Origin of the sequence: Streptomyces sp. NPDC057280 (assembly GCF_042668605.1) — a bacterium.
Lineage (GTDB): Bacteria > Actinomycetota > Actinomycetes > Streptomycetales > Streptomycetaceae > Streptomyces.
This window is the reverse complement of the sequence record NZ_JBHUYR010000005.1, coordinates 38,528-65,272: the sequence shown is the minus strand read 5'-3', so window position 1 is coordinate 65,272 and position 26,745 is coordinate 38,528. Positions and strand designations below refer to the sequence as shown.

The window sequence follows — 26,745 nt, the reverse complement described above, 5'->3', positions numbered from 1 at the left end:
TGGGGGCGTGCGCCGGAACGCGTCGACCGCGGCTGAATGTATCTGTCCAACTGCCGTCTGCAACAGGTCAATCGGACGAGAATTCTGGACGCGCGAGGTCCGGAATGTAGTGAGAATTCACCCGGATTCAGGGCAAGTCGGGCCCCGCAAAAGGCACAAAACTCGCAAAAGAGCCACGCACTTTGGCTACTTCTCGTCGCAAGTGGAGCAGGTACTCATATGCGTATGGCATGCGGAGCACAGCAGGTTCCCCAACTGTACCGCGCTCAACCATAGAGAATTGCCCCCTCCGCTTCTCGTGCGGAGAGGGCAATTTAGGTGAACTCTCAATAATGGGCGTTACCGAAGGTAATGTTCGGTCATTCGGTCAGCCGCCGGCGACGGCCGGGATGATCGAGACGCCCGCGCCGTCCGGGGTCGCGGTTTCCAGGCCCTGCTCGAAGCGGACGTCGTCGTCGTTGACGTACACGTTGACGAAGCGGCGCAGCTTGCCCTGGTCGTCGAGGACACGGGCGGCGATGCCCGTGTGGTTCTTCTCCAGGTCGGCGATCACGTCGGCGAGGGTGGCCCCCTCGGCAGCGACCTCGGCCTGCCCGCCGGTGTAGGTGCGCAGGATGGTGGGGATGCGGACGGTCACGCTCATGCGAGGCCAGCCTCTCGGAAGGAGTCCAGGTTGGGGCGGATGGTGGCGGTGAGGCCGGTGCCGGCCACCGCGTCGAGGGTCTTGAGGCCGTCGCCGGTGTTCAGCACGACGGTGGTGAGGGTCGGGTCCAGTACGCCGTTCTCGATCAGCTTGCGGGTGACACCGACCGTCACGCCACCGGCCGTCTCCGCGAAGATGCCCTCCGTGCGGGCCAGCAGCTTGATCGCGTCGACGATCTGCTCGTCGTCGACGTCCTCCACGGCACCGCCCGTGCGGCGCGCGATGTCGAGGACGTAGGGGCCGTCGGCCGGGTTGCCGATGGCGAGGGACTTGGCGATGGTGTCCGGCTTCTGGGGGCGGACGACGTCGTGGCCCGCCTTGTAGGCGGCGGACACCGGCGAGCACCCCTCCGCCTGGGCGCCGAAGATCTTGTACGGCTTGTCCTCGACGAGCCCGAGCTTGATCAGCTCCTGCAGCCCCTTGTCGATCTTCGTCAGCTGGGAGCCGGAGGCGATGGGCACCACGAGCTGGTCGGGGAGCTGCCAGCCGAGCTGCTCGCAGATCTCGTACGCCAGGGTCTTGGACCCCTCCGCGTAGTACGGCCGCAGGTTGACGTTGACGAAGCCCCAGCCCTCGCCGGCCGGGTCGCCGATCAGCTCGGAGCAGAAGCGGTTCACGTCGTCGTAGTTGCCCTCGATGCCGACGAGCTCACCGCCGTATACAGCGGCCATGACGACCTTGCCCTGCTCCAGGTCGTGCGGGATGAACACGCAGGAGCGGAACCCGGCGCGGGCGGCGGCTGCGCCGACGGCACCCGCGAGGTTGCCGGTGGAGGAGCAGGAGAGGGTGGTGAAGCCGAAGACGCGGGCGGCCTCGATGGCCTGGGCGACGACCCGGTCCTTGAAGGAGTGCGTCGGGTTGCCGGAGTCGTCCTTCACGAAGAGCTTGCCGGCCTCGACACCGAGCTCGCGGGCCAGGTTGTCGGCCTGGACGAGCTTGGTCCAGCCGGGGTTGATGTTGGGCTTGCCGGCCACGTCCGCGGGGACGGGCAGCAGCGGTGCGTAGCGCCAGATGTTCGCGGGTCCCGCCTCGATCTGCTTGCGGAGCTCCTCGGCGTCGTAGGCGGAGAAGTCGTAGGCGATCTCGAGCGGGCCGAAACACTCCTCGCACGCGAAGACCGGGCCGAGCGGCACGCGGTGGCCGCATTCACGGCAGCTGAGCGCCGCGGCGGGACCGAGGTCTACGGTGGTGGAGGCGGAATCCGTGGTGCTTGCAACAGTCTGCGCAGCCATGAGAGGCGAGGCCCTTTCTCCTCATCTTCCTCACGACGCATCTCGCCGTGAGACGGATTTGGCACCTTCCCTAGCCGGGAGCCTCGCGATGCGATCGATGCTGATCGCTACGAGACCGGCTGGAGGGTTGCCGGGGCTTCATCGGGCCGTATCCCTCTGCCCCTCTGGATGAGCGGTATGAAGTTGTGAACGTCGGACGATCCAGGACATGCGATGGTCATCCGCGTTGTTCAAGACTGTAACCGACGACCAGGACAGTTGAGATAGTCGTCCGAACCGCGAGATGGATCACAGCCGGGTCCAGACTCGCCGAGAGAACGCAGAGGAGCCGCGCACTGTGCTGAACGAAGTCGAGCGCTGGCTGACCACCCGCTCCTGGTCCGTGACCGATCGCCCGCTCCACCAGCTCCTGGCCGCCAAGCAACGCACGAAACAGACGGTCAGCGTCGTGCTGCCCGCGCTCAACGAGGAGGAGACGGTCGGCGACATCGTCGCGATCATCCGTCACGACCTCATGCAGCAGGTCCCGCTCGTCGACGAGATCGTCGTCGTCGACTCCGGGTCGACCGACCGGACGTCGCAGGTGGCGGCCGCGGCCGGGGCCACGGTGGTGCACCGCGACGAGATCCTGCCCCGCATCCCCACCGTGCCCGGCAAGGGCGAGGTGCTGTGGCGGTCGCTGCTGGTGACCAGCGGCGACATCGTCTGCTTCATCGACGCCGACCTGAAGGAGTTCTCCTCCGACTTCGTCGCGGGGATCGTCGGCCCGCTGCTCACCGAGCCCGGCGTCGACCTGGTCAAGGCCATGTACGACCGTCCGCTGGGCGGCGCGGCCGGGCAGGGCGGCCGGGTGACCGAACTGATGGCCCGCCCGCTGCTCAACATGCACTGGCCGCAGCTGGCGGGCTTCGTGCAACCCCTGGGCGGCGAGTACGCGGCCCGGCGCAGCCTGCTGGAACAGCTCCCCTTCCCCGTCGGCTACGGCATCGAGCTCGGCATGCTGGTCGACGCCCTGCACCTGGTCGGCCTCGACGCGCTCGCCCAGGTCGACGTGGGCGTCCGCAAGCACCGCCACCAGGACGGCCAGGCGCTCGGCCGGATGTCCGCCGCGATCTACCGCACGGCCCAGCTCCGCCTGGCCCGCGGCCACCTGATCCGCCCCGCCCTCACCCAGTTCGAGCGCGGTGCGAGCGGCTTCGAACCGCGCACCTACTCCGTGGACACCGAGGAACGCCCGCCGATGGTGGAGATCGCCGAGTACGCGGAACGGAAGGTGGCCTGAGTCCTCCGGGCCACCAGGCCACCGCCAGGCCCCGGGGAACCGGACGAACGTTTGAGCAATCCGTGCCCGGGCTAGGTTGATCCGTATGGCTCGTATCGCTTCAACGTTCGGTTCTGCGCGGGTACTGGTGGCCTCCAACCGGGGACCGGTCTCGTACGAGGTCCAGGCGGACGGCACGCTGGCCGCCCGGCGCGGTGGCGGTGGGCTGGTCTCGGGGCTGTCGGCGATCGGGGCGGACGCGGACGCGCTGTGGGTGTGCTCGGCGCTCGGCGACGGCGACCGCGAGGCAGTGCGGCGCGGGGTGGGCGAGGCCGGGGTACGGATGCTCGACATCCCGGCCGACGTGCACGCGGACGCGTACAACGGCATCGCCAACTCGGTCCTGTGGTTCGTCCACCACATGCTGTACCAGACCCCGCTGGAGCCGGTCTTCGACGCGGAGTTCCGGCGCCAGTGGGCGTCGTACGAGACGTACAACCGCGCCTTCGCCGAGGCGCTCGCGCAGGAGGCGGCGCAGGGCGCGGCGGTCGTCGTGCAGGACTACCACCTCACCCTGGTGCCGGGCATGCTCCGCGCGCTCCGCCCCGACCTGCGGATCGGCCACTTCTCGCACACCCCGTGGGCGCCGCCGGAGTACTTCCGGATGCTGCCGGACGACGTGGCCGAGCAGGTGCTGCGGGGCATGCTGGGCGCCGACCGGCTGGGGTTCCTGACCCGGCGCTGGGCGTCGGCGTTCGAAGCGTGCGCGGCGGAGATCACCGGCGGGCTCGGCGACACCCGGGTCGGGGTGCACGGGCTCGGCGCGGACGCGGACTTCCTCCGCAAGCGGTCGCACGAGGCGGACGTCGACGAACGGATGGCGGCGCTGCGGGCCGAGATCGGCGAGGGGCGCCGGACGATCGTCCGGGTCGACCGGACCGAGCTGTCGAAGAACATCGTGCGGGGGCTGCGCGCGTACGAGCATCTGCTCGAGACCCGGCCCGAATGGCGCGAGCGGGTCGTGCACGTGGCGTTCGCCTACCCGTCCCGGCAGGACCTGGCCGTCTACCGGGACTACACGGCCGAGGTGCAGCGACTGGCGGACGAGATCAACTCGACGTACGGCACGCCGGGCTGGACGCCGGTGGTGCTGCACGTCAAGGACGACTTCGCCCGCTCCCTCGCCGCGTACCGGCTCGCCGACGTGGCACTCGTCAACCCCATCCGGGACGGCATGAACCTCGTCGCGAAGGAGGTGCCGGTCGTCTCCGACGAGGGGTGCACGCTGGTGTTGTCGCGGGAGGCGGGGGCGTACGAGGAGCTGGGCGACGACGCGATCGTGGTGAACCCGTACGACGTGATCGGCACGGCCGACGCGCTGCACGAGGCGCTGACGACGGCGCCGGGCGAGCGGGCGGAACGCACGAAGCGGCTGGCTGCCGCGGCCACGGCGCTGCCGCCCGCGCAGTGGTTCCTCGATCAGCTGGCGGCGTTGGGGTCCTGAGGAAGGGCCTCCGCCAGTTGCCCCAGCAGCCTTACCAACCCCGCCGGGCCGTCCACGACCAGGTCGGCCCGGTCCTTCAGCTCCGCCACCTCCTCGCTGCCCGCGCTGCACACCAGCAGCCCCGGTACGCCGTCCGAGCGGAGTTTTTCCACCGCCGCGAAGGCGGGGAGGTCTCCGAGGTCGTCGCCGGCGTAGAGGACGGCCTCGGCGCCCAGCTCGCGGACGTAGTCCGTCAGGGCCACGCCCTTGTCCATGCCGGGCGGACGGAGTTCCAGGACGAGACGGCCGGGTTCGACGATCAGGCCGTGCCGGGTGGCGAGGTCGGTGAGCGGGGCGCGCAGCGCGTCGAAGGCGGCCTGCGGGTCCTCGGCCCGGCGCGTGTGGACCGCGACGGCCCGCCCCTTCTCCTCGATCCAGGTGCCCTGCCAGGCGCCGATGCCGTCGAGGAAGCCGGGCAGTTCGGCGCGGACCGCGGCGACACCGGGGTGCGGGGCGGGCGCGGTGACCTCGCCGGTGACGGCGTCCCAGCGCTCGGCGCCGTAGTGGCCGAGGACGACGAGGTGTCCGAGACCGGGGACACCGGCGAAGCCGCCGAGGCGTACGGCGACTCCGGCGGGGCGGCCGGTGACCACCGCGACGGCGGCGATCTTCGGGGCGAGCGCGGCGAGTGCGGAGACGGCGTCGGGGTGGGCCCGGGCCTGTTCCGGGTCGGCGACGATCGGGGCGAGGGTGCCGTCGAAGTCGAGCGCCACGATCGTTTTCGCGGGGTGCGCGAGCATCGCGGCGAGGCCGTCCTGTCCGGCCCGGGTCACCGGCGTCGGCGTCGGCAGGGAGTCGTCCGTGGAGTCCTTGTGGCTGCCCATAGGGGGACCCTATCCACGTGGGCGGATGACATGCCTTTTCTCGCCCCCGCCGCCCCTACCCGCCTCACCTCTCCGATCTGCGGGCTTCTCGCACCCTGCGCAGCCGGTTCACCGTCACCGGGTCGTGGGCCAAAGCCCGCGGATCGTCCAGCAGGGCGTTCAGCAGTTGGTAGTAGCGGACGGGGGCCAGGCCCAGTTCCTCGCGTATCGCGCGTTCCTTCGCGCCGGGGCCGGTGAAGCCGCGGCGTTCCAGCGCGAGGATGGCCTGTTCTCGGGGGGCCAGGTCGTTCATGTCGACGACCGTAGCCCCCGCCACTGACAAGCCCCACCCCCGCCTACTGCGTGCTCTCCGCCATCTGCGCCTTCGACTGGAGGTCGTTGAGGATCGCCGCCGGGCTGCCCCCGGCCGTCACCGCCTCGCCGATCCGCTGCTTGACCGCCGCGCTGACCTCCGCCCAGGAGACCTTGCCGACGGGATACAGCTCGGAGCCGGTGAGTTCCGTCAGGAAGGGCTTGAGGTCCTGGTCCTGCTTCGCCGTGCTCATGGCGTCGGACGCCGACATGGTCACCGGCAGCAGGTCGTACTCGCGGGAGAACGCGAGCACGTTCTTCTCGTCGTAGACGAAGTCGAGGAAGTCCCCGATCTGCTCGGCGTGCCCGTTCTGCTTGAACGCCGTCATCCAGTCGGCGACGCCCATGGAGTACTTGGTCGGGCCGTCGACGCCGGGCATCGGGACCATGCCGAACTTCACGCCCTTCGCCGCGGCCGTCTTCATCAGCGTGGGATGCCCGTTGAGCATGCCGACCTGGCCGTTCGCGAACGCGGCGAACGCGTCCGCCCGGTTCAGCTTCCCCGGCGCGACCGGCCCGGTCAGCCCCTTGCCGACCAGGTCGTCCTTGAGCCAGGTGAGGGTGTCGATGTTCGCCGGGGAGTCGATGCCGTAGGTGCCGGTGTCCTCGGTGTAGCCGCCCCCGCCGCTGAGCAGCCACTGCATGGTCTCGGCCTGCGCTTCCTCGGGACCGAGCGGCAGCGCGTACGGGTACTTCACGCCTTCCGCCTTCAGCGCGGCGGCGTCCTCGGCGAGCTCGTCCCAGGTCGTCGGCGGGGTCAGCCCGGCCTTGCTGAAGAGGGTCTTGTTGTAGAAGAGCAGCCGGGTGGAGGAGGCGAACGGCATCCCGTACTGCGTCGAGTCCACCTCGCCGGCCGTGGCGAGCTGCGAGACGAAGTCGGCCTGGGTGGGGATGGAGAGCAGTTCGTCCGCCGAGTAGAGGAGGTCGTCGTGGGCGTAGTCGGCGTACGCGCCGATCTGCGCCATGTCGGGGGCGTCGCCGCCCGCGACCATCTCCTTGACCTTGCGGTCGACGTCGTTCCAGGAGTAGACGCTGACGTCGACCCGCACGCCCGGGTGGTCGGACTCGTACTCCGCCACCAGCTTGTCCCAGTACTTCTGGGAGCTGTTCGCCTCGCTGTCCCCGTAGTCGGCGGCGACCAGCTTCAGGGTCACGTCCCCCGAGTCCCCGCCGAGGCCGCAGCCGCCGAGAACCGCCGTCATGCCCAGTGCGGACACCACCGCGATCGTTCCTGTCCTACGCCGCTGCACTGCCAAGCCCCTCATGGTCTCCGAAACTTTCGAAAGGTCAGACATAAGGTCTACACCACGTGAGTGGACTAGACCTCTCACGGGTCGGCGGGCCACACTACCCCCGTGAGACATGTCATCGCCCTCGATGTGGGCGGCACCGGAATGAAGGCCGCCTTGGTCGGCCCCTCCGGCGAGCTGCTCCACCAGGCTCGCCGGGCCACCGGCCGTGAGCGCGGCCCGGACGCGGTCGTCGAGGGCATCCTCGACTTCGCCGCCGAGCTGCGCGCGTACGGCGCCGAGCACCTCGGCGAGCCCGCGTCCGCCGCCGGCGTCGCCGTCCCCGGCATCGTCGACGCGGAGCGGGGCGTCGCCGTCTACGCCGCCAACCTCGGCTGGCGCGACGTCCCGCTGCGCGCCCTGCTCACCGAACGCCTGGGCACCCCCGTCGCCCTCGGCCACGACGTCCGCACCGGCGGCCTCGCCGAGGGCCGGATCGGCGCCGGTCAGGGCGCCGACCGTTTCTTCTTCGTCCCCCTCGGCACCGGCATCGCGGGCGCCATCGGCATCGGCGGCCGGGTGGAGGCGGGGGCCCACGGCTTCGCGGGCGAGATCGGCCACATCGTCGTACGGCCGGGAGGGACCCCGTGTCCGTGCGGGCAGGCCGGCTGCCTGGAGCGGTACGCCTCGGCGGCGGCGGTCAGCGACGCATGGGCCGCGGCGACCGGGGACCCGGAGGCGGGCGCGGCCGACTGCGCGAAAGCGGTCGAGTCCGGTGACGCTCGGGCCCGGGACGTCTGGCAGAACGCCGTCGACGCCCTCGCCGACGGCCTGGTCACCGCCCTCACCCTCCTGGACCCCAGCACCCTGATCATCGGTGGCGGCCTGGCGGAGGCGGGGGAAACCTTGTTCACACCACTGCGGGACGCGATCCGGCAACGCATCACTTTCCAGAAGCTGCCGTCGGTGGTCCCGGCGGCACTGGGCGACACGGCGGGTTGCCTGGGTGCCGGGCTACTGGCCTGGGATCTCCTCACAACAACTGACGGCATGGAGGTAGCGACCTGATGGCAACGCCGCTAGGGGCGCGGGGAACTGCGCGATCAACCACGACGGACTCGCACCCCGCATCGAACAGCACCCCCCTCATCCTGTCCGGCGCCACGGTCGTCCTCCCCACCGGAACCGTCCAAAACGGCCGAGTGATCATCAAGGGCACCCGCATTGCCGGAAGCGCACCCGAGAACGCCCAGATCACCGACGTAACCGGCCACTGGCTCATCCCAGGGTTCGTCGACATCCACAACCACGGCGGCGGCGGAGCCTCTTTCACCTCCGGCACCGCGGACGACGTGGTCCGCGGCATCCACACCCACCGCCTCCACGGCACCACCACCCTCGTCGCCTCCACCGTCACCGGCGACATGGACTTCCTCGCCCAACGCGCCGGTCTCCTCTCCGAGCTGGCCGAGCAGGGCGACATCGCCGGCATCCACTTCGAGGGCCCGTTCATCTCGCCGTGCCGCAAGGGCGCGCACTCGGAGGAGCTGCTGCGCGACCCCGACCCGGCCGAGGTCCGCAAGCTGATCGACGCGGCACGGGGCCAGGCCCGGATGGTCACGCTCGCCACCGAACTCCCCGGCGGCCTCGACTCCGTACGGCTGCTCGCCGAGCACGGCGTCATCGCGGCGATCGGGCACACGGACGCGACGTACGAGCAGACGGTGCAAGCCATCGACGCGGGCGCCACCGTCGCGACCCACCTCTTCAACGCGATGCCCGCCCTCGGCCATCGCGCTCCCGGCCCGATCGCCGCCCTCCTGGAGGACGAGCGCATCACGGTCGAGCTGATCAACGACGGTACGCATCTGCACCCGGCCGCCCTCCAGCTGGCGTTCCATCACAAGGGCGCGGACCGGGTCGCGTTCATCACGGACGCGATGGACGCGGCCGGTTTCGGTGACGGCCGCTACATGCTCGGTCCGCTGGAGGTCGAGGTGAGTGAGGGCGTGGCCCGGCTGGTGGAGGGCGGCTCGATCGCGGGCTCCACCCTCACCCTCGACCGTGCCTTCAAGCGCGCCGTGACGGTCGACAGGCTGCCCGTCGAGGACGCCGTCGCGGCGCTGTCCGCCAACCCGGCCCGGCTGCTGGGCATGTCCGACAGCGTCGGCTCCCTGGAGCCCGGCAGGTACGCCGACCTCGTCCTTCTCGACGCCGACTTCGAACTCAAGGGCGTGATGCGCCGGGGTGAATGGGTGGTCGATCCCCAACTGGGCTGATCTGTCCATCTGTTGAGGGCGGCGGTTGTCCTGGGAGACTGGGCCGACCGCCGTCCGTTTGGCATGATCACCCCACCAAACGGCTCAGCAACGTCTTCGGGGGAGGTCGGCCCAGGTGATCCTCACGGTCACACTGAACACCGCTCTCGACATCACCTACCGTGTGCAGACCCTCAAGCCGCACGCCTCCCACCGGGTCTCCGAGGTCACGGAACGCCCCGGCGGCAAGGGCCTGAACGTGGCCCGCGTGCTGGCGGCCCTCGGGCACGAGGTGACGGTCACCGGCTTCGCGGGCGGCGCCACCGGCCGGGTCATCCAGGACCGGCTCACCGCGACGCCCGGCGTGGTCGACGCGCTGCTCCCGGTCTCCGGCGCCACCCGCCGCACCATCGCCGTCGTCGACGAGCAGACCGGCGACACGACTCAGCTCAACGAACCGGGCCCCGCGGTCACCCCGGCGGAGTGGTCGGCCTTCCAGGAGGCGTACGAGGATCTCCTGGCGTCGGCGGACGCGGTGGCCCTGTGCGGCAGTCTGCCGCCGGGCGTGCCGGTGGGCGCGTACGCGGGACTGGTACGGACGGCTCGGGCGGCCGGGGTCCCGGTGCTCCTCGACACCAGCGGGGAGCCGCTGCGCCGGGGCGTGGCCGCCCGCCCCGACCTCATCAAGCCGAACGCCGACGAACTGGCCGAGCTGACCGGCTCCCACGAGCCGCTGCGGGCCACGCAGGACGCCCTGCGCCGTGGCGCTCGCGCGGTCGTCGCCTCCCTCGGCACCGACGGCCTGCTCGCCGCCGCCCCCGAGGGCCGCTGGCGCGCCGCCCCGCCGGCCCGCGTCCACGGCAACCCGACCGGCGCCGGCGACTCGGCGGTCGCGGGACTGCTGTCGGGGCTGGTGGAACACCTGCCGTGGCCGGACCGGCTGGCCCGCGCGGTCGCCCTGTCGGCGGCGACGGTCGCGGCGCCGGCGGCGGGCGAGTTCGACCGGAAGGCCTACGAGGAGCTGCTGGGGCGGGTCGCGGTGACCGGCGGGGTCAACGCGGCCTGACCGGCTCCTACTTGACCCAGCCCTTCACCAGCCACAGCTGGTCGAGGAGGGCGTCGCACTGGTTGCCCTGCTCGCAGGAGATCTTGATGGTGTTGCTGCCCTTGTTGAGCTGGACGTAGTTGTACGTCTGCGTCCAGCCCTTGGCGTAGTCGCCCTCGGCGGCGTGGGCGTAGTTGTCCATGCCGACCGGGGTGGTGGAGGGCGTGCCGTTGATCGAGAGGGTCGCGGTGGCGTCCTTGCCGGGGACGCTGTAGCCCGTGTACAGCGTGTACTTGCCGCTCTTCGGGATGCCGCTCACGTTCCACGTGACCGAGGCGCCGACCTGGTTGAAGCCGTTGAGGTAGATCCCGCCGTCGGCCTTGGCGCCCTCGACGTCGGACGCGGTGGTGATGCCCGGGCTCAGCGACAGCGCCTTCGCGTCGATCTTCGGCAGGTCCTCCTCGGTCACCTCGGTGGAGGTCTTCGAGGGGCTCGGCTCGCTGCTCTGCTGGGCGGACGGGGTGCTGGAGGCGTCGCTGCCGCCCGCGTCCTTGTCGTCGTCACCGCCGAGCATGGCCACGCCGATGCCGATGACGACCGCGGCGACCACCGCGATGGCGCCGATCAGCAGACCCTTGGTGTTGGGCCCGCGGCCGCGGCCGCCGCCGTTGCCGCCATGGCCGCCGTACGGCTGCTGCTGCGTGGTGGGGGCGCCGCCCGGGAACGTCTCCGGAGCGGCGTAGTGCGCGTTGGTCGGCTGGCCGTAGGCGCCTTGCTGCGGTGCCTGCTGCTGCGGAACCTGTCCGTACGGCGCGGTCGCCTGCTGCTGGCCGTACTGGCGCTGTCCGACGGGGCGTACCCGGTTGACGGTGTTCGGGTAGCCGTAGCCGCCGGAGGGCGGCTGGGCTCCGTTGGCCTGCCCGTCGGCGTAGAGGTAGCCGAACGGGTCGTCGTCCTCGGGCGTGCTGGCGCCGTTGTTGCCGGACGTCATCCCTTGGTACTCCTCACCAGGTGCGGGCGGATGCGATACACGGGGTCAGAAGGGCGAGCCTACCCGCTCCAGCTGACCCAAACGGGTGACTCGGATCGCATCAGCTCTCTGACCTGGGGATCATCCCGCGCGCCTGTGCTGTTTGGGACGAGATCGTTTCTCTACGTACATCCGCTCGTCGGCCGACTTCAGCACTTCGTCGGCGGTCATGCCGCAGTGCGCCCAGCCGATGCCGAAGCTGGCGCCCACCCGGACGGCCCGGCCCTCGGCGCGGATGGGCTGGATGATCTCGTTGCGCAGGCGGACGGCGAGGTCGGCGGCGTCGGCGCGGCCGAGGCCGTCGGCGAGGATGACGAACTCGTCACCGCCGAGCCGGGCGACGGTGTCGCCGTCGCGGACCTGCCGGGTCAGCCGGCGGGCGACCTCGATGAGAACCGCGTCACCGGCGTTGTGCCCGAACCGGTCGTTGATCGACTTGAAGCCGTCGAGGTCGCAGAAGAGGACCGCGAGCCCCTTGGTGCCGTCGTCCTGGTCGCTCTCGGGGGCGACGGTGTGCACATGGTGGTCGTAGGCGTCGAAGGAATCGGCGCCGGGCCGGAAGTCGAAGCCGTGGCCGTGCGCGTCGAAGGCGGGGTGGCCGTAGGCCGCGTCCAGGGACTCCAGGGCGCCCGGATGCGCGGGGCGCTGGCACAGGCGGGAGGAGAGGCGGGCGCGCAGTTCGGCGGAGTTCGGCAGGCCGGTCAGGGAGTCGTGGGAGGCGCGGTGGGCGAGCTGGAGCTCGCGGCGCTTGCGGTCCTCTATGTCCTCGACGTGGGTGAGGAGGAAGCGGGGGCCGTCCGCGGCGTCGGCGACGACCGAGTTGCGCAGCGAGACCCAGACGTACGTGCCGTCGCGCCGGCCCAGGCGCAGCTCCGCGCGGCCGCCCTCCGCCGAGGTGCGCAGCAGGGTGCCTATGTCCTCGGGGTGGACGAGGTCGGAGAAGGAGTAGCGGCGCATCGCGGACGCGGGGCGGCCGAGGAGGCGGCACAGCGCGTCGTTCGTCCTGAGGATGCGGCCGTGCTGGTCGCCGCCCATCTCGGCGATGGCCATGCCGGAGGGGGCGTACTCGAAGGCCTGCCGGAAGCTCTCCTCGCTGGCGCGCAGGGCCTGCTGCTCGCGTTCGAGTCTGACCAGTGCGCGCTGCATGTTGGCCCTCAGGCGCGCGTTGCTGATCGCGATCGCGGCCTGGAACGCGTACATCTGGAGCGCTTCACGCCCCCACGCGCCCGGTCGTCGGCCGTTGCGCGGCCGGTCCACCGACAGCACGCCGATCAGCTCGCCGCACGAGCCGCCCTGCACGCCCGGCGTGAACATGGGCGCGAAGAGCCGGTCGGAGGGGTGCCACTCGTCCTCGAAGCGGGGGGCGGGGCCGTCGGTGTACCACTGCGGCACGTCGTCGTCGTCGAGGACCCAGCCCTCGGTGTGCGGGATGAAGACCAGGTCGCCCCAGTTCTCGCCCATGCTCAGCCGGCGCTCCCAGGACTCGCGGGAGCCGACCCGGCCGGTGATCAGCGCCTCGGCGGCGGGGTTGCCGGCGAAGGCGGCGACGACGAGGTCGCCGTCGGGGCGGACGAGGTTGACGCACGCCAGTTCGTAGCCGAGGCCGTTGACGACGCCGTCCGCGACCGTCTGCAGGGTGTCCGCAAGAGACCGGGCGGTGTTCATGTCCGCCATGACCTGATGCAGTTGCCGCAGAGAGGCAAGACGGACGTAGGGCTCCGACTCGGTCTCCATGCTCGCCCTCCCCCCGAGACCTCGCAGCGAATCAAGGGTTCTCATCGGCGTATCGTTCTGGCAGCTTCCCCGCCACTGAATCACAGCGCGCTGCCCACTCGGTACACAGGGTCAACAATTAATGCCCCTTGTGACTCAAGTCACAGCTAAAGATGAACAATTGAGTGGAGTTTCTGCGTTTTCGCTGTGCGTTTACTGAACGCAAACTTTGTAGGCATGTGCGGTGTGCCTATGAGCCGGTAGGTCGGGGGTCCTAGGTCCGGGTTCGGGCTGAGGTCCGATGCGGCGGCCACCGGGCGGACACTAGCGTTCCCGACGTGCCGAACACAGCCCCCACCGCCACCGTCCTCCCCTCCGGGCATCCTGAGGGGGTGAGCAACGACGAGTTCCGCGCCGCCATGTCCCGGCTGGCCGCGGGTGTGGTCCTGGTGACCGCCTTCGAGCCACCGCTGGACGCGGAGGGGCCCAAGGGCGAGGACGTCGGCATGACGGCGACCTCGTTCATGTCGGTGTCCCTCGATCCGCCGCTGGTGCTGGTCAGCCTGCGTGAGGGCTCCCGCATGGACGACCTCCTCGACGAACAGCCCTTCTGGGCCGTCTCCGTCCTCGCCGAGAGCCAGCGGCACATCGCGGGGCGCTTCGCGATGAAGGGCCGGCTCAGCGACCGTCTGCTCTTCGAGGACATCCCCTACGTCCGCGGCTCGGCGACCGGCGCCGTGCTCGTCGGGGGCGCGCTGGCGACCCTGGAGTGCCGCACGGAGCAGCGCGTCACGGCCGGGGACCACACGCTGGTGATCGGGCGCGTCCTGACGGCACGGGTGCCGAGTGCGGACGGGGGGCCGCTGACGTATTTCCGGGGGCGCTACCGGCAGTTGGGGTGAGGTAATCGGGGTGTGGGCGAGCGGGGACCGTTCTAGGGTGCCCCGCATGATCGTGTCCGGCTCCGGCCCCCGTCTCGAAGAAATAACCCCGCGCAATATCGACGCCGCCCTCGCTATTCGCGTCCGCCCCGAGCAGGAATTCGCGGTGTCCCCGGTGGTGAAGTCGCTCGCCGAGGCGTACGTCCATCCCGGCACCGCCTGGCCGCGCCTCATCGTCGACGGCGACGACGCCCGTCCGGTCGGCTTCCTCATGGCCTTCCTCGACATCGACTGGGGCGACGCCGGCACCGTCATCCGGTCCGGGCTGTGGCGGCTGAACATCGACGCGGGCGCGCAGGGGCGGGGGTACGGGCGGTTCGCGGTGGAGTCGGTGGCGGCGGAGATCCGGCGGCGGGGCGGCGACGAGCTGTACGTCACCTGGCATCCCGGGGAGCACGGCCCCGAGAACTTCTATCTCGGGCTGGGGTTCCGGCCGAACGGGGAGACCGTGGAGGGTGAGGTGGTGGGGGTGCTCGGGCTGTGACGGCGGGGGCGGGTGCGGTTCGGTGGGGGCGGGGGGCGGGTGCGGCTCGGTGGGGGGCGGGGGGCGGGTGCGGTTCGGTGGGGGGCGGGGCCGCGCCGGGGGGTGTCCGTCCTCGGAACGGCGCGGAATCGGTCACTTTTAGAGGGCGCCCGTGTTGACGCGCCAACCGCTGCGGGCGGACACCCCCCGACACATCCCCTTCCCGCCGTCGCCGGGTGCCGCGCCGTGGGGGTACGCGTCTGACTGCAACGCCCTCAGGGGCGCGGGGCTGTCTCCATGTGCGGCTCCGTCGCGTGGGCGCGACCGGACCGCAGTCGGCCGACCGCCGTCAGCCCCAGTCCCGGCCCGTCCTGCCTCGCTTCGTCTCCGAGCGCTGCTTCTTCTCCCTCAACCGGCGTTCGTTGATGCCCCTCGGAATGCGCGTCGGCTTCCGGGGCTTGGGCGGCGGAGCCGTCGCCTCGGCCAGCAGCGCCGCCAGGCGCACCGCCGCGGTCTCGCGGTTGCGCCACTGGGAGCGGTGCTCGGAGGAGCGGACGGTGATGACGCCGTCCACCAGGCGGGACGCCAGCCGCTCCAGGGCCCGGGCCTTCCAGACGTCCGGGAGCGAGTCCGTGTTGGCCAGGTCGAAGCGGAGTTCCACCTGGGAGTCGCTGGTGTTGACGTGCTGGCCGCCGGGTCCGGAGGAGCGCGAGAAACGCCACTGGAGCTCGGCCTCGGGGAGGGAGACGGAGCCGCGGATGACGTAAGGACCGGACATGCCGCCCATCGTCCCTCGTCTGACCGGCACACGTCACGCGAATATCGTTCACCGTCCGTTCGGTAAAGAAAGTAAAGACAGCTGGAACCTTCGCTACCCCTCTCGGCGTTCATAGGGGTAGATGTAGCTTCGAGCCGTACATAAACGAGGGAAAGGACTCCCAACCATGGCTGTAAGCCTGTCCAAGGGTGGCAACGTCTCGCTCACCAAGGAGGCTCCGGGCCTGACCGCCGTCACCGTGGGCCTCGGCTGGGACGTCCGCACGACCACCGGTACGGACTTCGACCTCGACGCCTCCGCGATCGCGGTCAACACGCAGGGCAAGGTCTACTCCGACGCCCACTTCGTGTTCTTCAACAACAAGCAGACCCCGGACAACACCATCGTCCACACCGGTGACAACCGCACCGGCGAGGGCGCGGGCGACGACGAGGCGATCAACGTCAACCTGGCCGGTCTGCCGGCCGACATCGACAAGATCGTCTTCCCGGTCTCGATCTACGACGCGGAGAACCGCTCGCAGAACTTCGGCCAGGTCCGCAACGCCTACATCCGCATCGTCAACCAGGCCGGCGGCGCCGAGATCGCGCGCTACGACCTGTCCGAGGACGCGGCCACCGAGACCGCCATGGTCTTCGGCGAGCTGTACCGCAACGGCGCGGAGTGGAAGTTCCGCGCCGTCGGCCAGGGCTACGCCTCCGGCCTGGTCGGTATCGCACAGGACTTCGGCGTCAACGTCTGACGTTCGTCGGATCGCAGCGGGAACCCCCGGCTTCGGCCGGGGGTTCCCGCTTGTCCGGGGGTAGCGTCGCCGCGTGCGCCTCGAATCGCTTCCCCTGACGGCCGATCACGACATTCCGGCCCCCCTGCTCACCGAACTCACCGCGCTCTACGCCTCCAACCGCGAGTTCCACGCCCTCAGCGGCGACTTCCCCGACCCGGACGACATCCGTCCCGAGCAGGTGGCCGCCGCGCTGGCCGACGAGTTGGCCGACCCGGGTGCGGAGGTGCTGCTCGCCCGGAGCGCGGGCAGGGTGGTGGGGGTGGTGATCACTCTCGCCCGTCATCCCGATCCCGACGACCCCGATCCTTGGATCGGGCTGCTGATGGTCGACGCGGCCGCGCATCGGCAGGGGGTCGGCACCCAGGTCGCGGGTCTTGTCGAGGAGCGGTTCCGCGCGGCCGGCCGCACCGCCGTGCGTCTCGCCGTCCTCGACAACAACCCCAAGGCACTCGCCTTCTGGACGGCCCTCGGTTTCGAGGTCATCGGGCACCGCGCCGACCTCCAGCTCGGCCGCCCCTGTGCCGTTCTGCGCAAGGTGCTGCGCCAGGAGTGACAGTTTCGGCACCGACTCCGCTGAACAAGCGGAGAGTTGACCATGGGTCAGGTGTCCGCATAGCGGATCTCGGCTACTGACTTTCGGACAAGAACACGTAAAGTCTTGACGGCGGCCTGTCAAACGGGCCGTTCCGGGTGTCACCCTCTCCTCGCTCGCCGCAACTCTGTGCCCCACCTGTGCCAGCCATGTGCCTCGCCTGTGCCTCGACACCTGCGGGGCCGGCCCGAAGGAGACCGAGTGAGACTGCAGTCCCGCACCCCCAGCGCCTCCCGCACTCCCCGTACGACCACCCTGCGCGCCGCCGCCCTCATCGGCTCGGCGGCGATGGTCGTGCTCGCGCTGCAGAACGGTGCCGCCACCGCGGCCCCCGAGTCCGCCGGCGGGGCGCACGCCCTCCCGCTCAGCGCCTCGGCTCGTGCCGCCGCGCTGAAGTCGGCGCAGGACGCTGCCGCTTCGACCGCCGCCGAGCTCGGGCTCGGCGCCCAGGAGGCGCTCGTCGTCCGGGACGTCGTGAAGGACGCCGACGGCACCGTCCACACCCGCTACGAGCGCACCTACGCCGGTCTGCCCGTCCTCGGCGGCGACCTGGTCACCCACGTGGCGAAGGGCGGCGCGCTCAAGGGTGTCAGCAAGGCGACCGGCGCCCGGATAGCCGTCGCGTCGACGGACGCCCGGATATCCGCCGGCGCCGCCAAGAAGGCCGCGCTCGCCGACGCCGGTTCCGGGAGTGCCTCCGCCCGCAAGGTGGTCTGGGCCGCCGGGGCCAGGCCCGTCCTCGCCTACGAGTCCGTCGTCAAGGGGCTCCAGCACGACGGCACCCCGAGCGAGCTGCACGTCATCACCGACGCCACGACCGGCAAGAAGATCTACGAGTACCAGGGCATCGACACCGGCACGGGCACCAGTGAGTACAGCGGGACCGTGGCGCTCGGCACCACCGCTTCCGGGTCGGGGGGCTTCGACCTCGTCGACTCCGGGCGTGGTGGACACAAGACGTACGACCTGAACGGGGGTACGTCCGGGACCGGCACCCTCTTCCACGACGCCGACGACGCCTGGGGCGACGGCAACCCGGCCAACCGGCAGACCGCCGCCGTGGACGCGGCCTACGGTGCCGCCGTCACCTGGGACTTCTACAAGTCCGCGTTCAACCGCAACGGCATCGCCGGTGACGGCAAGGCCGCCTACTCGCGGGTGCACTACGGCAACGCGTACGTCAACGCCTTCTGGAACGACAGCTGCTTCTGCATGACGTACGGCGACGGCTCGGGCAACTCCCACCCGCTGACCTCGCTCGATGTCGCGGGGCACGAGATGAGCCACGGGCTCACGGCGGCGACCGCGGGACTGAAGTACAGCCGGGAGTCGGGCGGCCTCAACGAGGCGACCTCCGACATCTTCGGCACCTCGGTGGAGTTCTTCGCGAACAACTCCGCCGACGCCGGTGACTACCTCATCGGCGAGAAGATCGACATCAACGGCGACGGCACCCCGCTGCGCTACATGGACAAGCCCAGCAAGGACGGCGGCTCGGCCGACTACTGGTCGCGCACTGTGGGCCGGCTCGACGTGCACTACTCGTCCGGCGTCGCCAACCACTTCTTCTATCTGCTGAGCGAGGGCAGCGGCGCGAAGACGATCAACGGGGTGAGCTACAACTCGCCCACGTACGACGGCTCCACGGTCACCGGCATCGGCCGCGCCAAGGCCTACCAGATCTGGTACAAGGCCCTGACGACGTACTTCACCTCCTCGACCGACTACGCGGGCGCCCGCACCGGCACCCTGAAGGCGGCGAGCGACCTGTACGGCGCGGGCAGCGCCGAGTACAACGCGGTGGCCGCGGCCTGGAAGGCCGTCAACGTCCAGTAGCCGTACGGCTCCCGTGGGCATACCCAGGTCGTCCGCCTCGGCGGCTTAGGTATCCGGATTCGGTGTTGTTGCCGATGCGGGTGGCGGCGGACCGGGCACAGACTGTGCGGGGTGCGACCACAGAGCCCGCTCGTCATGGTGATCGGCGACGACGGCATCGCCCTGTCCGGCGTTGCCGCCGAAGGGGCCCGAGGCCGTCCGGTGCGTACGGTGATCTGTCGGCGGATCATCAGCACGCGCCGGGCGGCCCCTCAGCCTCAGGCGACGGGCTGGGCCACCGCGAGAGTGGCGATCTGGGTGCGGGACGCATAGCCGAGCTTGCCCATGATGTGCTCCATGTGCGAATCCACGGTGCGCTTGGAGATGCTGAGCCGTTCGGCGATACGGCGGTTCGACAGGCCCTCCGCGACCAGGGCCGCGATCTCTCGCTCCCGGGCGGTGAGCGCGGCCCACCCTCCGTGGTTCCGGGGACGTTCGGCGCCCGTTCTCGTGGCCGCCGTGCGGCTCTCGGCGACAGCACGGTCGACGGCCTCCTGAAGGGACAGGGCGGCCCCGGCGGCGTACAGCTCCTCGTGGCGGCGCTCGCCGAGGGCGCCTCGGGTGGCGGCCGTCGCCTCGGCGTGGGCCCGGTGCATGGCGGGGATGCCGAGCCGCGGGTCGTGGAACCTCTCCCACAGCCGGTCGGCGGCGCCCAGCAGCGCGGCCGCCCGCCCGTAGCGGCCCTCGGCGGCGGCGATCCAGCCGAGGGTGTCGAGGGAGAAGGCGATGCCCTGGGTGTGGTTGATCTCCAGGCACATCGTGAGGGCGGAACGCAGTGCGGCGGCCGCCTCCTCGTGCCGGCCCAGCCCCCACAGGGCGCAGCCCCGGATCCAGCCGACCCAGCCCTGCACCCAGCGCTCCCCCAGCGGCTCCAGGACCGGGCGGGTCTCCTCGCAGGTGGCGAGCGTCTTGTCGTACTCGCCGGCGCAGACGTACGCCCCGCACATCGTGCCCAGCATCCAAGCCTCGCCGCCCCGTTCGCCGAGGGCGGCGAAGCGCTCGCGGGCGTCCGTGAGCCGTTCCAGCGCCCAGTCGGCCTCGCCGACCAGGGTGTGGGCGAGGCCGCGGTTGAAGACGACGTAGGCCGCGTCGACCGAGTCGCCGCCGTCGTGCGCGGTGTCCTCGGCGCGGGCGGTCAGCTCCAGGCCGCGGCCGTGGGCGCCGGACATGAGGCTGAGATGGCCGGCCACGCGCAGGGCGGTCACCCGGGCGGGGTGCGGTTCGGGGCACAGGGGGAGCAGGCGTTCCAGCCAGTACAGGCCCTCGACCGTGCGTCCGGTGCCGAGCCACAGGCCCCACAGGGCGGCGGCGAGGCGGAGGCCCGCGGCGGCCTCGCCGGGTTCGGTACAGCAGAACTCCAGTGCCGAGCGCAGACTGGCCCGCTCCCGCCAGGCCCTGCGCATCCACACCACCTGGTCGCGGGTGAGCCAGCGGGCGTCGAACTCCTCGGCCAGGGCGAGGCAGTGGTCGCGGTGGCGGATGCGGTACGCCGGCTCCGCGCCGCTCTCGGCGAGGCGCTCGCGGCCGTACTCGCGGATGGTGTCGAGCATGCGGTAGCGGGCGTCGCCGCCGTCGCCCTCGTCGTCGAGGCGGAGCACGATCGCCTTGTCGACCAGGCCGATCAGGCACTCCAGGATCTCCTCGGGCGGCAGCCCGGGCCCGGCGCAGACCTCCTCGGCGGCGGTCAGTTCGAACTCCCCCGCGAACACCGACAGCCGCACCCACAGCAACTGCTCCTGCTCGGTGCACAGTCCATGGCTCCAGTCGATGGCCGTGCGCAGCGTCTGGTGGCGGGGCAGGACCCCGCGGCTGCCGCCGGACAGGAGGCGGAAGCGGTGGTCGAGACGGGCGAGGAGCTGTTCCAGGGAGAGTGCCCGCAGGCGTACGGCGGCCAGTTCGATGGCCAGCGGGATGCCGTCCAGGCGGTGGCACAGGCGAGCCACCTGGCCGCGGTTGGCCTCGGTGAGGGCGAAGCCCCGGACCACCGCTGCCGCGCGTTCGGCGAACAGCAGCATGGCGTCGCCGGGTCCGGCGCCGGGGCGGGCGTCGTCGTCCGGGTCGATGACGGGCAGCGGCAGCACCTGGAGCACCCGTTCGCCGGGCGCGTCCAGCGGCTGCCTGCTGGTCGCCAGGATGCGCGTCTGCGGGCAGTGGCGCAGTACGGACTGGACGAACACCGCGCAGGCGTCGACGAGATGCTCGCAGGTGTCGAGGACGAGCAGCAGCCCGCGGGTCCCGAAGTAGGCGATGAGCGCCTCCAGCGGGGTGCGGGCCGCCCGCTCGGACTGCTCGGGCAGCTCCACGACCGCGGCGACCGCGTTGGCCAGCAGCTCCGGGTCGCGCAGCTCGGACAGTTCCACGAAGTACACGCCGTCCGGGCAGCGTTCCCGCATCCGCCGGGCCGTGCGCAGCGCCAGCCGGGTCTTGCCGACCCCGCCCGGGCCCATCAGCGTCACCAGCCGCTCCCGCCGCAACACGTCGTGGATCTCGGCGAGTTCGGCCTCGCGGCCGATGAACCGGGTGAGTTCGGCGGGCAGCCCGGTGTCGTCCGTGTCATGGGCCGGCAGCGCGGGCTGTACGAAGCTGTCCATGGCGCCCCCTCGGCAGCGTGAGCGGATACCTGCCCCGGGCGCTCACCCTAGGTATACCGATGCGCGCGCGGGGCGCCCCTGCGCAAGGTGCCCGTTTCCGACCGCTTGGGATCGTTCTGTGGCCATGTGGAGACCGTTACGGCCGTGCGGGCTTGCCCTCTCCGTACAGCCACTCGTCCCAGATCGCGTCGAAGTCCTCGTCGGGCGCCTGCTGTTCGACGTAGGCCGTGAAGTCGTCGGTGCCGGCGTTGCCGTGCCGGTGCCCGGACGTCCAGCCCTGGACGATGTCGTAGAAGGTGTCGTCCCCGACCGTCTGCCGGATCTTGTGGAGGACCATCGCGCCGCGCTGGTAGACGGGGTCGTCGGAGATGTGCGCTCCGCTCGTGGGCTCGGCCGGCGGGAAGGCCCACAGGTCCGGGTACTCGTCCTCGCCCTCCTCGTACAGCTCGTCGAAGGTGTCCTGGGCGCTGTCGCCGCCCTCGTCCTCCTCCCACAGCCACTCCGCGTAGGTCGCGAACCCCTCGTTGAGCCACATGTCCCGCCAGCTCTTCGGTGTGACGGAGTCGCCGAACCACTGGTGGGCCAGCTCGTGGACGAGCAGCCCGGTGTCGGGGGCGCCCGGGTAGAACGGCCGGTTCTGGGTCTCCAGCGCGTACTCGGCGTCGTCCTCGCCGCCGACGATCGCGCCGGTGGAGGAGAAGGGGTACGGGCCGAAGTTGGTCTCCGCCCAGTCCATGACCTCGGGCAGCCGGGCGAGGGCCTTCGCGCTCTCGCCCTCCTGGACGGCCGTGTAGGCCGGTACGCCGCCCGCGGTGGACCGGCGGATGGCGTAGTCACCGATGGCGAGCGTGGCGACGTAGCTCGCCATGGGCTCGGCGGTGTGCCAGGAGAAGGTGGTGCGTCCGTCGCGGGTCTGTTCGCCGCGCAGCTCCCCGTTGGAGACGGCCTCCAGGCCCTCCGGCACGGTGACCGTGATGTCGTACGACGCCTTGTCCGAGGGGTGGTGGTTGCCGGGGAACCAGGTCATCGAGCCGATCGGCTCGCCCAGGGCCACGGCTCCGTCGGCGGTGCGCAGCCAGCCCTCGTGGGAGCCGTCGGCGTCGGTGAGGGTGCGCGGGGTGCCGGAGTAGCGGACCTCCACCTCGAAGGTCTCGCCGTCGTCGAGGTCGTCGTGGGGGCGGACGGTCAGTTCCTGCCCGGTGCGGTTGAAGCGGGCGGCCCTGCCCTCGACGGTGACCTTCCCGACGTCCAGGCCCTTCAGGTCCAGGTCGAAGGCGGACAGGTCCTGGGTGGCCCGGGCGGTGAGGGCGGCGGTGCCGGAGAGCTGTTCGGTGCCGGGGTCGTAGGACAGCCGCAGGTCGTAGTGGCCGACGTCGTAGCCGCCGTTGCCGGCCTTGGGGAAGTACGGGTCCCGGAGCCCTGCCCCGCCCGGGGTGCCCTGCACGCCGGCACCGCCGCCGCTGCACGCCGTGGCCGTGAGGGCGAGGGCGGTGAGGGCGGCGACACAGGCCGGGACAAGGCGTACGGATCTGGACATGTCAGCGATCCTATGGCGCGCCGAGGTCCCGGCCCCGGCGGCGTGACACCATCTCGTACGTGCTCGACATCGGCTACGCCCTCTCCAACCGCTTCCCCGACCCGCCCCAGACGGACTACCGCCGGGTGGACGTCCGCACGCTGCGGCACGACCTGTTCTGCGGGGACGTCTACCTCGCCGACACCAAGGCGGACCGGGAGCTGTCCACAGCCTGGGGATGGGTGCCGGTGCTCGACTTCGCGTGGGCGCTGTGCGACATCGTGGAACGCCTCGACCGCGACCCGGCCGGCTCCCGTGCCTCCCGTCCCCAGCACGCCGAGCTCGACTTCACCGAGTCCACCGACCGCATGCTCTTCGAGCGCCGCTTCGGCTGGGTGGACATCGAGTCGGACTGGATGCCGGCCGAGGAACCCCCGCTGACCTTCTCCCACGCCGAACTCCGCCGCGAGGCCCGCGACTTCCTCCACGACCTCATCGCCGACCTGATCGACCTCCACGAGGACCTGGGCGAGAACCCGGCGATCTGGAGTCTGCAGGCGAAGTTCCCCCGGGTGAGCTGAGCCGGGGCCGTCAGCCCTCCACCCGGATCCCCATCTGGGCCGCCAGCACCGGTGCCAGGTCCATCAGTTGGGCTGTGCTGATCGCCGCCCCCGCCAACCGCTCCACGCCCCGCGCGATGTCCAGTTCGACCGCGCCGCGCAGGTCGACGTCCGTCAGGGTCGCCGCGGTCAGGTCCGCGTGCTTCAGCGCGCAGTCGATGAACTCGACGCGCTCCAGGCGGGCGCCTCCGAAGTCGGGCTCCACCAGTACGCAGCTCTCGAAGACGACGTCTCTCAGGCGGGCCGTGCGCAGGTTCAGGTAGTCGATCTTGCCGCCGCGGATCACCACCCGCTCCAGCACCGCCCCGTGCACCTGCACGCCGCCCAGCCGGGCGTCCACCAGCTCGACGTCCCGCAGGGTCGCGTCGGACAGGTCGGTGCCGACGCCCCGGACGCCGGTGAGCACCGAGTCCAGGAAGCGCGCGTGGCTCAGCCGCGTCCCGTCCAGCGCGCAGCCCGTCAGCGCGCAGTCCATGAAGCGGGCGCCCCCGCCGTCCTGCCCGGCGAGGTCCAGCTCCCGGAACTCCAGCCCGTCGTAGTCCCCGTCCGGCTCCAGCGCACCCCCGTCGAACGCCTCCAACGCCGGCAACCGCACCTCCGGTCGCCGCGCGCCCTTCACACCCGTCCCGCCCGCCGCTCTGCTCGCCATTCCCCCATGCTGCACCCCGCCACTGACAACGCCCCGACACCAACGCCCTGACCTGGCAGGACGTCCCTCACCGTCGCCCCCTTTCCCGCGACTTGATCCGCCGGACAGGCCCCAGGCCCTAACGCCCTTGACCTGAAGCATGCTTGAGGTTGAAGGCTGGGGGCCTAGACAGCAACCGTCCAGGGAGCCCTTCATGCACGCCATCCGCCTGCACGCCTTCGGTCCGGCCGAGAACCTCACCTTCGAGCAGACCGAGGATCCCCGCCCCGGCCCGGGCCAGGTCCGTGTCGCCGTACGGGCCGCCGGGGTCCACCTCCTGGACACCGCTCTGCGCGAGGGTGCCCAGGGCCCGCTGCCCGAACTTCCCAGCCTGCCCACGATCCCCGGCCGCGAGGTCGCCGGCGTGGTCGAGTCCCTCGGCGAGGGGGTGGCCGAGCTCTGGCTCGGCAAGCGGGTCGTCGCCCACCTCGGGTTCGCGCCCGGCGGATACGCCGAGCTCGCCGTCACCGACGTCGACCGGGTCCACGAGATCCCCGGCAACCTGGACTTCGCCGAGGCCGTCGCCATGATCGGGACGGGCCGTACGGCGATGGGCATCCTCCAGTTCGCCGAGCTCGGCCCCGACTCCGTGGCCCTCGTCCCGGCCGCCGCCGGCGGCATCGGCACCCTGCTCGTGCAGTACGCGAAGAACGCCGGCGCCACCGTCGTCGGCCTCGCCGGCGGCCCCGAGAAGACCGCCCGCGTCGAGGCCAACGGCGCCGACCTCGCCGTCGACTACAAGGACCCGGCCTGGCCCGACAAGGTCCGCGCCCACCTCGGGGGCGACAAGGTCACCGTCGTCTTCGACGGTGTCGGCGGCAGCGTCGCCCGCGAGGCCGTCGGCCTCCTCGCCCCCGGCGGCAGGCACGTCGTGTTCGGCTGGTCCGCCGAAGGCATCCAGGGCGGCGGGCCCTACCTCGTCGACGGCGTCTCCGAGCAGGTCCTCGGCCCCGTGATGATGCGGAAGGCCGGCGGCCCCCACCCCGTACAGACCCTCGAGCTCCGCGCCCTCGCCGAGGCCGCCGCGGGCCGCCTCACCCCGGCCGTGCAGCGCTTCCCGCTGGCCGAGGCCGCCGCCGCGCACCGGGCGCTGGAGACACGCGCCACCACCGGAAAGGTCGTACTCGAACCATGAGCAACCGCAAGACACCCGTCGCAGATGCGATACGTCCCGATTCATGGTCTTCTGGCGGGGTGAGTGTCACCCGAACAGGTGAACCCGATCAGGCCGACCCGCGCCGCTGGTGGGGCCTGGTGATCATCGCTCTCGCCCAGCTGATGGTGGTCCTCGACGCCACCATCGTGAACATCGCCCTGCCCTCCGCGCAGGAGGACCTGGGCATGTCCGACGGCAACCGGCAATGGGTGATCACCGCCTACACCCTCGCCTTCGGCGGCCTTCTCCTGCTCGGCGGCCGGATCGCCGACCTCGTCGGCCGCAAGCGCACCTTCGTCATCGGCCTCGTCGGCTTCGCCGCCGCCTCCGCGCTCGGCGGCGCCGCGCAGACCTCCGGCATGCTCTTCGGCGCCCGCGCCCTCCAGGGCGTGTTCGCCGCCGTCCTGGCCCCGTCCGCGCTGAGCCTGCTGACGACGACCTTCACGGACCCGAAGGAACGCGGCAAGGCCTTCGGCATCTACGGCGCCCTCGCCGGGTCCGGCTCCGCCATCGGCTTCATCGTCGGCGGACTGCTCACCGAGTACCTCGACTGGCGCTGGTGCCTGTACGTCAACGTCCCCATCGCCGTCATCGCCGTCTTCGGCGCCCTCGCCCTCCTGCACGACCGTCCCGGCCACGCGGGCGCCCGCCTCGACGTGCCCGGCGTGCTGCTGGGCTGCGGCGGCCTCGTCGCCATCGTCTATGGCTTCAGCGAGGCGGAGCCGCGCGGCTGGAGCGACCCGCTGGTCCTGGGGCTCCTCGCAGGGGGTGTGGTCCTGCTGGCGGTCTTCGTGTGGTGGCAGAACAGGGCCCCCTCTCCTCTGCTCCCCCTGCACATCGTCAAGGACCGCAACCGTGCGGGATGCTTCCTGACGATGGGCCTGGCCGTCATCGGCATGTTCGGCCTGTTCCTGTTCATGACCTACTACCTGCAGGTGATCCTCGCCTACTCGCCCGTCAAGACCGGCCTGGCCTTCCTGCCCCTCACGGCCGCGATCATCGTCGGCTCCACCCAGATCTCGGCCCGTCTGATGGACCGGGTGCCGCCCCGGCTGCTGATGGCTCCCGGCATGGTCCTGGCCGCGGGCGGCATGCTGATCCTGACCCGGATGACGATCCACTCCGACTACGCGACGCAGATCCTGCCCGCCCTGCTCCTCATGGGCCTCGGCATGGGCCTGACCTTCATGCCGGTCTTCGCCACCGCGACGGCGGGCGTCGCGCCGCAGGACTCCGGCGTCACCTCGGCCACCGTCAACACCTCCCAGCAGGTGGGCGGTTCGATCGGCACGGCCCTGCTCAACACGATCGCCACGACCAGCAGCACGGCCTATCTCACGGCCCATCTGACCAGGGGCGCCGACCAGGACCTGGTCGCGAAGGAGGCGGTCGTGCACGGGTACACGGTCGCGATCTGGTGGGCGGCGGGCATCATGCTGCTGGCGGGGCTGGTGGCGGCCCTGATGGTGACAACGAAGCCCGCCGGGCGGGAAGCAGAGACACCGGCTCCCCTGTCACAAACGGCGGCATAGCTCACCTAGGGGCGCGGGGA

At 71.2% G+C, this 26,745-nt stretch carries 23 protein-coding genes, 1 pseudogene and 1 riboswitch; of the genes and pseudogenes, 13 read left to right on the top strand and 11 right to left on the bottom strand.

The annotated features are described in order from the left end of the window. Nucleotides 1-367: 367 nt before the first annotated feature. Together ACFUO4_RS27815 and thrC are read right to left on the bottom strand one after the other, a co-directional pair. Nucleotides 368-643 (bottom strand): ubiquitin-like small modifier protein 1, encoded by a 276-nt coding sequence (locus ACFUO4_RS27815; RefSeq protein ID WP_059195843.1) that lies wholly within the window; start codon nucleotides 641-643, stop codon nucleotides 368-370. Beyond that, complete coding sequence (thrC, locus tag ACFUO4_RS27810; RefSeq protein ID WP_079306945.1) at nucleotides 640-1,935, bottom strand: threonine synthase; 1,296 nt, start codon at nucleotides 1,933-1,935, stop codon at nucleotides 640-642. The genes ACFUO4_RS27815 and thrC overlap by 4 nt, the downstream gene beginning before the upstream one ends. An 18-nt stretch (nucleotides 1,936-1,953) precedes the next feature. Continuing rightward, nucleotides 1,954-2,110, bottom strand: a riboswitch (SAM riboswitch). 162 nt (nucleotides 2,111-2,272) lie between these two features. Here thrC and ACFUO4_RS27805 point away from each other — a divergent pair. Together ACFUO4_RS27805 and ACFUO4_RS27800 are read left to right on the top strand one after the other, a co-directional pair. Continuing rightward, complete coding sequence (locus ACFUO4_RS27805; RefSeq protein WP_079306947.1) at nucleotides 2,273-3,217, top strand: glucosyl-3-phosphoglycerate synthase; 945 nt, start codon at nucleotides 2,273-2,275, stop codon at nucleotides 3,215-3,217. A gap of 94 nt (nucleotides 3,218-3,311) precedes the next feature. Next, nucleotides 3,312-4,700: a trehalose-6-phosphate synthase gene (locus tag ACFUO4_RS27800; RefSeq protein ID WP_383490736.1), complete on the top strand. Its 1,389-nt coding sequence runs from the start codon at nucleotides 3,312-3,314 to the stop codon at nucleotides 4,698-4,700. Here the strand turns inward: ACFUO4_RS27800 and otsB are convergent. From otsB to ACFUO4_RS27785, 3 genes are all read right to left on the bottom strand, one after another. Beyond that, a complete protein-coding gene (otsB, locus tag ACFUO4_RS27795; protein WP_383489910.1) occupies nucleotides 4,676-5,563 on the bottom strand; it encodes a trehalose-phosphatase in 888 nt (295 codons plus the stop codon). The two genes, ACFUO4_RS27800 and otsB, sit on opposite strands and share 25 nt — an antisense overlap. Before the next feature lie 64 nt (nucleotides 5,564-5,627). Next, on the bottom strand, nucleotides 5,628-5,855 hold the full coding sequence (locus ACFUO4_RS27790; RefSeq protein WP_079307019.1) for a DUF3263 domain-containing protein: 228 nt from the start codon (nucleotides 5,853-5,855) through the stop codon (nucleotides 5,628-5,630). A 43-nt stretch (nucleotides 5,856-5,898) separates the two neighbouring features. After that, nucleotides 5,899-7,179: an ABC transporter substrate-binding protein gene (locus ACFUO4_RS27785; protein ID WP_383489907.1), complete on the bottom strand. Its 1,281-nt coding sequence runs from the start codon at nucleotides 7,177-7,179 to the stop codon at nucleotides 5,899-5,901. 90 nt (nucleotides 7,180-7,269) lie between these two features. Between ACFUO4_RS27785 and ACFUO4_RS27780 the strand changes: the two genes are divergently transcribed. From ACFUO4_RS27780 to ACFUO4_RS27770, 3 genes are all read left to right on the top strand, one after another. Next, a complete protein-coding gene (locus ACFUO4_RS27780) occupies nucleotides 7,270-8,211 on the top strand; it encodes an ROK family protein (RefSeq protein ID WP_383489904.1) in 942 nt (313 codons plus the stop codon). Further along, nucleotides 8,211-9,422 (top strand): N-acetylglucosamine-6-phosphate deacetylase, encoded by a 1,212-nt coding sequence (gene nagA, locus ACFUO4_RS27775; protein WP_079306954.1) that lies wholly within the window; start codon nucleotides 8,211-8,213, stop codon nucleotides 9,420-9,422. Before ACFUO4_RS27780 ends, nagA begins: the two co-directional genes overlap by 1 nt. Before the next feature lie 115 nt (nucleotides 9,423-9,537). Further along, nucleotides 9,538-10,467 (top strand): 1-phosphofructokinase family hexose kinase, encoded by a 930-nt coding sequence (locus ACFUO4_RS27770; protein WP_383489901.1) that lies wholly within the window; start codon nucleotides 9,538-9,540, stop codon nucleotides 10,465-10,467. 7 nt (nucleotides 10,468-10,474) lie between these two features. Here the strand turns inward: ACFUO4_RS27770 and ACFUO4_RS27765 are convergent, their stop codons facing one another. Next, nucleotides 10,475-11,437 carry a CBM35 domain-containing protein gene (locus tag ACFUO4_RS27765; RefSeq protein WP_079306955.1) on the bottom strand — a complete coding sequence of 321 codons (963 nt, stop codon included), beginning with the start codon at nucleotides 11,435-11,437 and terminating at the stop codon, nucleotides 10,475-10,477. Nucleotides 11,438-11,557: 120 nt separating this feature from the next. Next, on the bottom strand, nucleotides 11,558-13,210 hold the full coding sequence (gene cdgB / locus ACFUO4_RS27760) for a diguanylate cyclase CdgB (RefSeq protein WP_079306957.1): 1,653 nt from the start codon (nucleotides 13,208-13,210) through the stop codon (nucleotides 11,558-11,560). Between the two features lie 398 nt (nucleotides 13,211-13,608). Between cdgB and ACFUO4_RS27755 the strand changes: the two genes are divergently transcribed. Both ACFUO4_RS27755 and ACFUO4_RS27750 read left to right on the top strand, forming a co-directional pair. After that, the gene (locus ACFUO4_RS27755) at nucleotides 13,609-14,091 is read left to right on the top strand and encodes a flavin reductase family protein (RefSeq protein WP_383490734.1); all 483 of its coding nucleotides are present in this window, start codon (nucleotides 13,609-13,611) and stop codon (nucleotides 14,089-14,091) included. Nucleotides 14,092-14,137: 46 nt separating this feature from the next. Continuing rightward, nucleotides 14,138-14,614 (top strand): GNAT family N-acetyltransferase, encoded by a 477-nt coding sequence (locus ACFUO4_RS27750; protein WP_383489897.1) that lies wholly within the window; start codon nucleotides 14,138-14,140, stop codon nucleotides 14,612-14,614. A 328-nt stretch (nucleotides 14,615-14,942) separates the two neighbouring features. On the opposite strand, the gene arfB is transcribed toward ACFUO4_RS27750, so the two are convergent. Continuing rightward, the gene (gene arfB / locus ACFUO4_RS27745) at nucleotides 14,943-15,380 is read right to left on the bottom strand and encodes an alternative ribosome rescue aminoacyl-tRNA hydrolase ArfB (RefSeq protein WP_079306961.1); all 438 of its coding nucleotides are present in this window, start codon (nucleotides 15,378-15,380) and stop codon (nucleotides 14,943-14,945) included. Between the two features lie 157 nt (nucleotides 15,381-15,537). Between arfB and ACFUO4_RS27740 the strand changes: the two genes are divergently transcribed. From ACFUO4_RS27740 to ACFUO4_RS27730, 3 genes and pseudogenes are all read left to right on the top strand, one after another. After that, a complete protein-coding gene (locus ACFUO4_RS27740) occupies nucleotides 15,538-16,113 on the top strand; it encodes a TerD family protein (protein ID WP_059195829.1) in 576 nt (191 codons plus the stop codon). Between the two features lie 73 nt (nucleotides 16,114-16,186). After that, nucleotides 16,187-16,702 (top strand): annotated as a pseudogene (locus ACFUO4_RS27735) (GNAT family N-acetyltransferase); the annotation flags it as partial. Nucleotides 16,703-17,035: 333 nt separating this feature from the next. Beyond that, complete coding sequence (locus ACFUO4_RS27730) at nucleotides 17,036-18,583, top strand: M4 family metallopeptidase (protein WP_383490732.1); 1,548 nt, start codon at nucleotides 17,036-17,038, stop codon at nucleotides 18,581-18,583. 257 nt (nucleotides 18,584-18,840) lie between these two features. Here ACFUO4_RS27730 and ACFUO4_RS27725 read toward each other — a convergent pair whose 3' ends face one another. Together ACFUO4_RS27725 and ACFUO4_RS27720 are read right to left on the bottom strand one after the other, a co-directional pair. Further along, nucleotides 18,841-21,213: a LuxR C-terminal-related transcriptional regulator gene (locus ACFUO4_RS27725; protein ID WP_383489894.1), complete on the bottom strand. Its 2,373-nt coding sequence runs from the start codon at nucleotides 21,211-21,213 to the stop codon at nucleotides 18,841-18,843. 136 nt (nucleotides 21,214-21,349) lie between these two features. Next, entirely contained in the window at nucleotides 21,350-22,750 is a 1,401-nt protein-coding gene (locus tag ACFUO4_RS27720; protein ID WP_383489891.1) for a M1 family metallopeptidase, read from the bottom strand. Nucleotides 22,751-22,809: 59 nt separating this feature from the next. Between ACFUO4_RS27720 and ACFUO4_RS27715 the strand changes: the two genes are divergently transcribed. Continuing rightward, complete coding sequence (locus tag ACFUO4_RS27715; protein ID WP_079306967.1) at nucleotides 22,810-23,310, top strand: hypothetical protein; 501 nt, start codon at nucleotides 22,810-22,812, stop codon at nucleotides 23,308-23,310. A 10-nt stretch (nucleotides 23,311-23,320) separates the two neighbouring features. On the opposite strand, the gene ACFUO4_RS27710 is transcribed toward ACFUO4_RS27715, so the two are convergent. After that, entirely contained in the window at nucleotides 23,321-23,998 is a 678-nt protein-coding gene (locus tag ACFUO4_RS27710) for a pentapeptide repeat-containing protein (protein WP_383489887.1), read from the bottom strand. 193 nt (nucleotides 23,999-24,191) lie between these two features. On the opposite strand from ACFUO4_RS27710, the gene ACFUO4_RS27705 reads away from it, so the two are divergent. Together ACFUO4_RS27705 and ACFUO4_RS27700 are read left to right on the top strand one after the other, a co-directional pair. Beyond that, nucleotides 24,192-25,172 carry a zinc-binding dehydrogenase gene (locus ACFUO4_RS27705; RefSeq protein WP_079306970.1) on the top strand — a complete coding sequence of 327 codons (981 nt, stop codon included), beginning with the start codon at nucleotides 24,192-24,194 and terminating at the stop codon, nucleotides 25,170-25,172. Between the two features lie 59 nt (nucleotides 25,173-25,231). After that, entirely contained in the window at nucleotides 25,232-26,725 is a 1,494-nt protein-coding gene (locus ACFUO4_RS27700) for an MFS transporter (RefSeq protein ID WP_383489883.1), read from the top strand. The last annotated feature ends 20 nt before the right edge of the window (nucleotides 26,726-26,745 follow it).

Bases quoted from the DNA above. Each gene is read 5' to 3' on its own strand.
- cdgB (WP_079306957.1), bottom strand. From the start codon at position 13,210: ATGGAGACCGAGTCGGAGCCCTACGTCCGTCTTGCCTCTCTGCGGCAA.
- arfB (WP_079306961.1), bottom strand. From the start codon at position 15,380: ATGGGCGGCATGTCCGGTCCTTACGTCATCCGCGGCTCCGTCTCCCTC.
- ACFUO4_RS27750 (WP_383489897.1), top strand. From the start codon at position 14,138: ATGATCGTGTCCGGCTCCGGCCCCCGTCTCGAAGAAATAACCCCGCGC.
- ACFUO4_RS27725 (WP_383489894.1), bottom strand. From the start codon at position 21,213: ATGGACAGCTTCGTACAGCCCGCGCTGCCGGCCCATGACACGGACGAC.
- ACFUO4_RS27755 (WP_383490734.1), top strand. From the start codon at position 13,609: ATGTCCCGGCTGGCCGCGGGTGTGGTCCTGGTGACCGCCTTCGAGCCA.
- ACFUO4_RS27710 (WP_383489887.1), bottom strand. From the start codon at position 23,998: ATGGCGAGCAGAGCGGCGGGCGGGACGGGTGTGAAGGGCGCGCGGCGA.
- ACFUO4_RS27720 (WP_383489891.1), bottom strand. From the start codon at position 22,750: ATGTCCAGATCCGTACGCCTTGTCCCGGCCTGTGTCGCCGCCCTCACC.
- ACFUO4_RS27730 (WP_383490732.1), top strand. From the start codon at position 17,036: ATGGTCGTGCTCGCGCTGCAGAACGGTGCCGCCACCGCGGCCCCCGAG.
- ACFUO4_RS27790 (WP_079307019.1), bottom strand. From the start codon at position 5,855: ATGAACGACCTGGCCCCCCGAGAACAGGCCATCCTCGCGCTGGAACGC.
- ACFUO4_RS27765 (WP_079306955.1), bottom strand. From the start codon at position 11,437: ATGACGTCCGGCAACAACGGCGCCAGCACGCCCGAGGACGACGACCCG.
- ACFUO4_RS27815 (WP_059195843.1), bottom strand. From the start codon at position 643: ATGAGCGTGACCGTCCGCATCCCCACCATCCTGCGCACCTACACCGGC.
- ACFUO4_RS27705 (WP_079306970.1), top strand. From the start codon at position 24,192: ATGCACGCCATCCGCCTGCACGCCTTCGGTCCGGCCGAGAACCTCACC.
- otsB (WP_383489910.1), bottom strand. From the start codon at position 5,563: ATGGGCAGCCACAAGGACTCCACGGACGACTCCCTGCCGACGCCGACG.
- thrC (WP_079306945.1), bottom strand. From the start codon at position 1,935: ATGGCTGCGCAGACTGTTGCAAGCACCACGGATTCCGCCTCCACCACC.
- ACFUO4_RS27740 (WP_059195829.1), top strand. From the start codon at position 15,538: ATGGCTGTAAGCCTGTCCAAGGGTGGCAACGTCTCGCTCACCAAGGAG.
- nagA (WP_079306954.1), top strand. From the start codon at position 8,211: ATGGCAACGCCGCTAGGGGCGCGGGGAACTGCGCGATCAACCACGACG.
- ACFUO4_RS27785 (WP_383489907.1), bottom strand. From the start codon at position 7,179: ATGAGGGGCTTGGCAGTGCAGCGGCGTAGGACAGGAACGATCGCGGTG.